At 73.9% G+C, this 6,053-nt stretch carries 6 protein-coding genes, 1 tRNA gene and 1 pseudogene; 5 read left to right on the top strand and 3 right to left on the bottom strand.

All coding sequences use genetic code 11. The features are described from left to right. Nucleotide 1 precedes the first annotated feature (1 nt). Nucleotides 2-436, top strand: coding sequence for a hypothetical protein (locus ABD106_RS12460; protein ID WP_343920814.1), 435 nt, complete (start codon nucleotides 2-4; stop codon nucleotides 434-436). Between the two features lie 88 nt (nucleotides 437-524). On the opposite strand, the gene ABD106_RS12465 is transcribed toward ABD106_RS12460, so the two are convergent. The 3 genes from ABD106_RS12465 to ABD106_RS12475 form a co-directional block, all read right to left on the bottom strand. Continuing rightward, entirely contained in the window at nucleotides 525-1,004 is a 480-nt protein-coding gene (locus tag ABD106_RS12465; RefSeq protein WP_343920816.1) for a MarR family winged helix-turn-helix transcriptional regulator, read from the bottom strand. A gap of 21 nt (nucleotides 1,005-1,025) precedes the next feature. Beyond that, entirely contained in the window at nucleotides 1,026-1,625 is a 600-nt protein-coding gene (locus ABD106_RS12470; RefSeq protein WP_343920818.1) for a hypothetical protein, read from the bottom strand. A 28-nt stretch (nucleotides 1,626-1,653) separates the two neighbouring features. Then, nucleotides 1,654-1,724, bottom strand: a tRNA-Gln gene (locus ABD106_RS12475). 141 nt (nucleotides 1,725-1,865) lie between these two features. Here ABD106_RS12475 and glmU point away from each other — a divergent pair. The 4 genes and pseudogenes from glmU to ABD106_RS12495 all read left to right on the top strand — a co-directional run. Beyond that, the gene (glmU, locus tag ABD106_RS12480) at nucleotides 1,866-3,248 is read left to right on the top strand and encodes a bifunctional UDP-N-acetylglucosamine diphosphorylase/glucosamine-1-phosphate N-acetyltransferase GlmU (protein ID WP_343921085.1); all 1,383 of its coding nucleotides are present in this window, start codon (nucleotides 1,866-1,868) and stop codon (nucleotides 3,246-3,248) included. An 11-nt stretch (nucleotides 3,249-3,259) separates the two neighbouring features. Further along, nucleotides 3,260-4,237 carry a ribose-phosphate diphosphokinase gene (locus ABD106_RS12485; RefSeq protein ID WP_343920820.1) on the top strand — a complete coding sequence of 326 codons (978 nt, stop codon included), beginning with the start codon at nucleotides 3,260-3,262 and terminating at the stop codon, nucleotides 4,235-4,237. Nucleotides 4,238-4,291: 54 nt separating this feature from the next. Further along, nucleotides 4,292-5,632, top strand: a complete 1,341-nt coding sequence (locus ABD106_RS12490; protein WP_343920822.1) for a hypothetical protein — start codon at nucleotides 4,292-4,294, stop codon at nucleotides 5,630-5,632. 5 nt (nucleotides 5,633-5,637) lie between these two features. Continuing rightward, nucleotides 5,638-6,053 (top strand): annotated as a pseudogene (locus ABD106_RS12495) (hypothetical protein); the annotation flags it as partial.

Consider the following 6,053-nt stretch of genomic DNA (forward strand, 5'->3'; position numbering starts at 1 on the left):
CGTGCGGGACGTGCGGCTGACCGGCAGGCCGCCGGTCGTCTACATCGTGCTCGCCGTCGTGTGCGCGGGCTTCGCGGCGGTCCTCGTGCCCACGGAGCTGTGGCCGCTCGCGCTCGCGTTCGGGGCGCTCGTCGTCACGTTCGCGCTGCTCTCGGTGCGTGCGGGCACTGTGCGCTTCGCGCTCCTGCTGACGCCAGAGCCCGTGCTCGAGCTCGGCAGCGCGTTCGGTCGCTCGCGCGTGCCGCTCGCCGCGGTCGCGGCGGTGCGACGGCGGGGCGTGAGCGGCGGTCGAGGCCCCTCCTACGACGTCTGGGAGGCGGTCGGCGCCGACGGCGCGGTGCTCGCCCGCGGCGCCGACCTGGGGCTGCACCACGAGGGCATGCGTGCGCTCGAGACCGAGCTGCGGCTGCGGCACGTCCCGCTCGAGCGAGCCTGAACCTCAGAACGCCGAACTTCCCCGAACCGAGGGTTTCGACGCCGAGAACCCCGAGTTCGGGGAGTTCGATGTCGAGAGCTCGTCCTGGTCAGACCATCGCGTCGGCGAGCACGCGCAGGAGCTCGGCCAAGCGCGCCTGGTCGTCGGCGGGGATGCCCCGCAGCAGCCGGCGCTCGGCCTCGAGCAGCGCGTCGAGCGCGACGTCGACGCGGTCGATGCCCTCGTCGGTGAGCCCGACGAGCCGCACGCGACGGTCGGTCGAGCCGTCGACGCGCTCGACGAGGCCGCTTGCGACGAGGTTGTCGATGCGATTCGTCATCGTGCCGCTCGTCACCATCGTCTGCGCGATGAGGTCCTTCGGGCTGAGCGGGCCGTCCTGCCGGCGGAGCGCCGCGAGCACGTCCCACTGCCACGGCTCGAGCCCAGCGAGCTGGAACGCCTCCGCGCGCACGCGGCCGAGCTGCCGCGAGATGCGCGTCATGCGGCTCAGCACCGCGAGCGGCGACACGTCGGCGTCGGGGCGCACGCGCATCCACTGCGCCATGATGCGGTCGACGTCGTCGGTCATGCGCTCATCCTCGCATCCGGCTCACGACCAGTACGGCGGCACGAGCACGACCGCGATCATGACGGCGGCCGTGGCGGGGATCGCGACGGCGAGCGCGCCGGCGGGGTGCCGCTGGTGCCACGGCATGCCCTCGGGCACCGCGTCGGCGCGCCGGGCGAGAGCGAGCGGCACGAACGGCACGCCGAGCGCGCTGCGGAAGCGCTCGACGTCGACGGGGTCGATCCCCTCGGTGTTGGCCTGCCCGAGCGCGCGGCCGGCGTCGTCGACGAGCCACCACCGCGCCGCGTCGCGCGTGATGGGTATGCCGCGCGACGAGGCGCCCGGTGCGTGGACGACCACGACGCCGGCGAGGTCGACGAGCCGCACGCTGCGGGAGGCGCGGGCGCCGAACCGGAAGCGGGCGTCTGCGCCGGGCTCGTCGAGCTCCCAGCGCCGCCGCTGCGTGCGCACGTGCACCGCGATGCTCATCGCCATCGCGACGACGAAGAGCACCGTCCACCCGGCGCTCACCAGCGCGAGCGGCGCGAGGATGACGACGCCGAGCCAGCTGAGCGCGCGACCGAAGCCCGATGCCCAGCGGCGACTGGGATGCGCGTGGGCGGTGAGCATCGGGGTCGGCACCTCAACAGGGTGGTGGGCTGGGCTGCTGCTCCGCCACCAGGATTCGAACCTGGACAAACGGCTCCAAAGGCCGCTGTGCTGCCGTTACACCATGGCGGATCGCAGCACTCAGGGTACTGCGGGCGAGCGCGCCGTCCGTGCGCTCGACGCCGATAGCCTGGAGGGGCACACCGCACACCGTTGGGAGACCCCGTGGCCTCGATCGCCGTCATCGTGCTCGCTGCAGGCGCCGGCACGCGCATGAAGAGCCGCACGCCGAAGCCACTGCACCCGCTCGCGGGCAAGCCGCTCATCGCGCATGTGCTGCGCACCGCCGGCGAGCTGCACCCCGAGGCGATCGTCGCGGTCGTCCGGCACGAGCGCGAGCGGATGGCCGAGGCCGTGCTCGAGTTCGCCCCGCACGTGCGCATCGCCGACCAGGACGAGGTGCCCGGCACCGGCCGCGCGGTCGAGCAGGGGCTCGAGGCGCTCGAGGGCTTCGAGGGCCACGTCGTCGTGCTCTCGGGCGACGTGCCGCTCATCGACGCCGAGACGCTCCAGGCCCTCGTCGAGCGCCACGAGCGCGAGGGCAACCAGATGACGCTGCTCTCCGCGCACCTCGGCGACCCGACCGGGCTCGGCCGCATCGTGCGCGACGAGGCCGGCGCCTTCGTGCGCATCGTCGAGCAGAAGGACGCGAGCGACGCCGAGCGCGCGATCGACGAGGTCAACGGCGGCATCTACGTCTTCGACGCCGCGGCGCTGCGCCGGGCGCTCGGCAGCATCGGTCGCGACAACGCGCAGGGCGAGATGTACCTCACCGACGCGGCCACGCGCATCCAGTCGACGGGCGGCCGCATCCAGGCCGTCCCCGCCGGCGACATCTGGGCGATCTGGGGCATCAACGACCGGATCCAGCTCGCCGCCGCGGCGCACGAGCTCAACGACCGCATCATCCGCCGCTGGCAGGCGGCGGGCGTCACGGTGACCGACCCGGCATCCACGTGGATCGACATCGACGTCACGCTCGCCGAGGACGTCACGATCCTGCCGGGCACGCAGCTGCACGGCGCGACGGCGATCGCGGCCGGCGCGACGATCGGCCCCGACACCACGCTCGTCGACACGGAGGTGGGCGAGGACGCCGTCGTGAAGCGCACCGACGCGACCCTCTCGGTCATCGGCGCGCGCGCATCCGTCGGCCCGTGGGCATACCTGCGGCCGAACTCGCTGATCGGCGACGACGGCAAGGTCGGCACCTTCGTGGAGACGAAGAACAGCCAGATCGGTGCCGGCAGCAAGGTGCCGCACCTGTCGTACATCGGCGACGCGGTGGTCGGCGAGGGCTCGAACATCGGCGCCGGCACCATCACCGCGAACTACGACGGCCAGCAGAAGCACCGCACGACCGTCGGCTCGCACGTGCGCACCGGCAGCCACAACGTCTTCGTCGCCCCCGTGACGATCGGCGACGGCGCCTACACTGGAGCCGGCACGGTCGTCCGCAAGGACGTCGAGCCAGGAGCGCTGGCGATCAACGTCGCACCGCAGCGCACCATGCCGGGCTGGGTCGCGGCGAATCGCCCCGGGACGACGGCAGCCGACGCGGCAGCGGCGGCGAACACGCAAGCACCGAACGCCTAGGAGGCACCCGAGTGGCATCGATCGTCACGAAGAACCGCAAGCACCTGGTGCTCGCGACCGGCCGGTCGCACCCGGAGCTCGCGCGGTCGGTGGCCGCCGAGATGGGCGCCGACCTCATGGACGTCGACAGCCGCACGTTCTCGAACGGCGAGATCTACGCGCGGTACGAGGGCTCGGTGCGCGGCTCCGACGCGTTCATCATGCAGTCGTACGGCGCCCCCGTGAACGAGTGGCTCATGGAGCAGCTCATCATGGTGGATGCGCTCAAGCGCGCGTCCGCGAAGCGCATCACCGTGGTCATGCCGTACTACCCCTACTCCCGGCAGGACAAGAAGGGCCGAGGCCGCGAGCCGATCTCGGCGCGACTCATCGCCGACCTCTTCAAGACCGCCGGCGCCGACCGCATCATGTCGATCGACATCCACGCGTCGCAGATCCAGGGCTTCTTCGACGGGCCCTTCGACCACCTCTTCGCGATGCCGGTGCTGCTCGAGCACTTCCGCTCGACGCTCGACCCCGACACCGTCACGGTCGTCTCGCCCGACATGGGCCGCGTGCGCGTCGCCGACGTGTGGAGCGACAAGCTCGGCGCGCCGCTCGCGATCATCCACAAGCGCCGCGACCCGCTCGTGCCGAACCAGGTCTCCGTGCACGAGATCGTCGGCCAGGTCGACGGCCGCGTCTGCCTGCTCGTGGACGACATGATCGACACCGGCCGCACGATCGTGAAGGCCGCCGAGGCGCTCAAGAAGAACGGCGCCACGAGCGTCGTCGTCGCGGCGACGCACGCGATCTTCTCCGGACCGGCGCCGGAGATCCTGAACTCCGAGTGCATCGACAAGGTGGTCGTCACCGACACCCTGCCGCTCGAGGAGTCGCAGCGCTTCGAGAAGCTGCAGGTGCTCTCGATCGCGCCGCTGCTCGCCCGCGCGATCACCGAGGTCTTCGAGGACGGCTCGGTCACGAGCCTGTTCGACGGCGCGGCGTGACCGGCGCAGCGGGCCGCGGCGCGACCCGGCACCGACCCTGACCGGGCACCGTTCGTGACGTGGCACCGCGCCGATGGCGCGTCGAGGGCCGACGACGGGATCGACGGCGACGTCGCGCGGCGCGTCGCAGGCGACCCGCGCCGGCGCGTGCTGCCGCTCGCGCTCGGTCCCGGCGGTGCGCTGGCCCGCGGGGCCGTCGTCGGCACGCTCGGCGCGGCGCTCGCCGCCGTGCTCCTGCTGCTCGGCCTCCTGGTGGTCGGGATCGTCGACGAGGACGTGTTCGGGGCCGGCGTCGACCTGCAGCTGCTGCTGCGCGGGGCGATCGGCAGCCTGCTGCCGCTCACGGTCATCGCGGGTGTGGGGGAGCCGATCCGGCTCGCCGCGGAGCGCGCGCTGCAGCTGCGCGCCGCCGAGCGCGCGGACGACCGCACCATGCCGCCCGTGCTCGAGCGCGATGCGCTCGACAAGGGCCACATCGGTGTGCTGCGCGGTCTCGGCATCGGTCTCGCGATCGCGGGCGGGCTCGTGCTGCCGCTCGGCATCGCGCTCGCCACCGACGATCGCGAGGCGCTGCTCGCCCGCATCCTGCTGCCCGGCATCAGCGGCGCGTGGCTCCTCGGCGGCATCCTGCTCGCGTGGGCCATGCGCCCTCGCGGCGGCGTCCGCGCGCGCTGGGCCGAGCGCTCCGCGGCGGTCATGCGCCGCTGGACCGGGGGCGTGCGGTCGGTGCCTCGCGCGCACCGCCAGCGCCGCTTCCGAGTGCTCAACGCGGCGGGCGGCGCCGTCGGTGTCGGCGCGTTCGTCTTCTTCGGCGGCGTCTTCATGCGCCAGCCCGGGCGGTTCGCCGAGCAGCGGGAGTACGAAGACGCGGGCGAGCGCGCGATCGACGGGCTGCTGCTGACCGGGACGACGATCATGGCGGTCGCCGTCATCGTGCTGCTGCTCGGTGGCGCGGTGCTCATCGCCTGGGCGGCGATCGCACAGGGGCGCGCGGTGCGTGCCCTCGAGCGCGGCGAGCGCGTGCGCCTCGAGGTCATCGACGCGATCATCCTCGACGACAGCCCGCTCGAGCGGGTCGCGTGGGCCCTCGGTGTCGCCGCCTGGCTCGTCCTCGCGCTCGGCTGGGCGCCGGGCTGGGCCGGCGCGGTCGAGAGCGCCGAGCGAGCGGCACCGCTGCGCGCGGCCGAGGCGCTCATCGCTCCCGGCATCGCGGGCATCGCGCTCGCTTGGCTGCTCGGCAGCGTCGGTGCGTGGCGCTCGCGTCGTCGGCGTGCTCGCATCCACGCCGTGCTCGCGCGCAACCCGCGACCGGCGGAGGACTCCAGCGCCCCGACCGATCGCCGTGCCGGCGCCGTGCGCGACATCGCGCTGCACGCCGATCGCTCCGGCAGCTGACCGCGGTGGCGTGGCACCGGGAGGACGGCGCCTCGGTCGCGCCGCTGGCGATGCCGTCGGCGCTCGCTCGCGTGCGCGGGGCGAGGGCGGTCACGATCGGTGCCGTCGCCGGCGCACCGCTGCTGTTCGCGACGCTCCTCGTCGTCGGCGTGAGCAGCGAGGAGGCGCTCGGCGACGGCCGATCGGTGCGCCTCCTCGTGCGCGCCGGCATGGCGGCCTTCCTGCTGCTCGCGCTCGTGGCTGCCATCGCCGAGCCCGTGCGCCTCGCCGTCGAGCGCGAGCTGCTGCTGCGCGTCGCCGAGCGCGACGCGGCCCTGCCTCGCGTGGCGCCGCCCGCCGCGGAGCGCAGGGCGCTCGCGATCGGCCCGCAGCCGCTGCTGCGCCGGGTCGGCGGCTGGTGCGCGGCGCTCGCGGCGGGGGG

Origin of the sequence: Agrococcus citreus (genome assembly GCF_039527715.1) — a bacterium.
GTDB classification, from domain to species: domain Bacteria; phylum Actinomycetota; class Actinomycetes; order Actinomycetales; family Microbacteriaceae; genus Agrococcus; species Agrococcus citreus.

Coding starts and splice junctions, on each gene's coding strand:
- ABD106_RS12465 (WP_343920816.1), bottom strand. CDS start 1,004: ATGACCGACGACGTCGACCGCATCATGGCGCAGTGGATGCGCGTGCGC.
- glmU (WP_343921085.1), top strand. CDS start 1,866: ATGAAGAGCCGCACGCCGAAGCCACTGCACCCGCTCGCGGGCAAGCCG.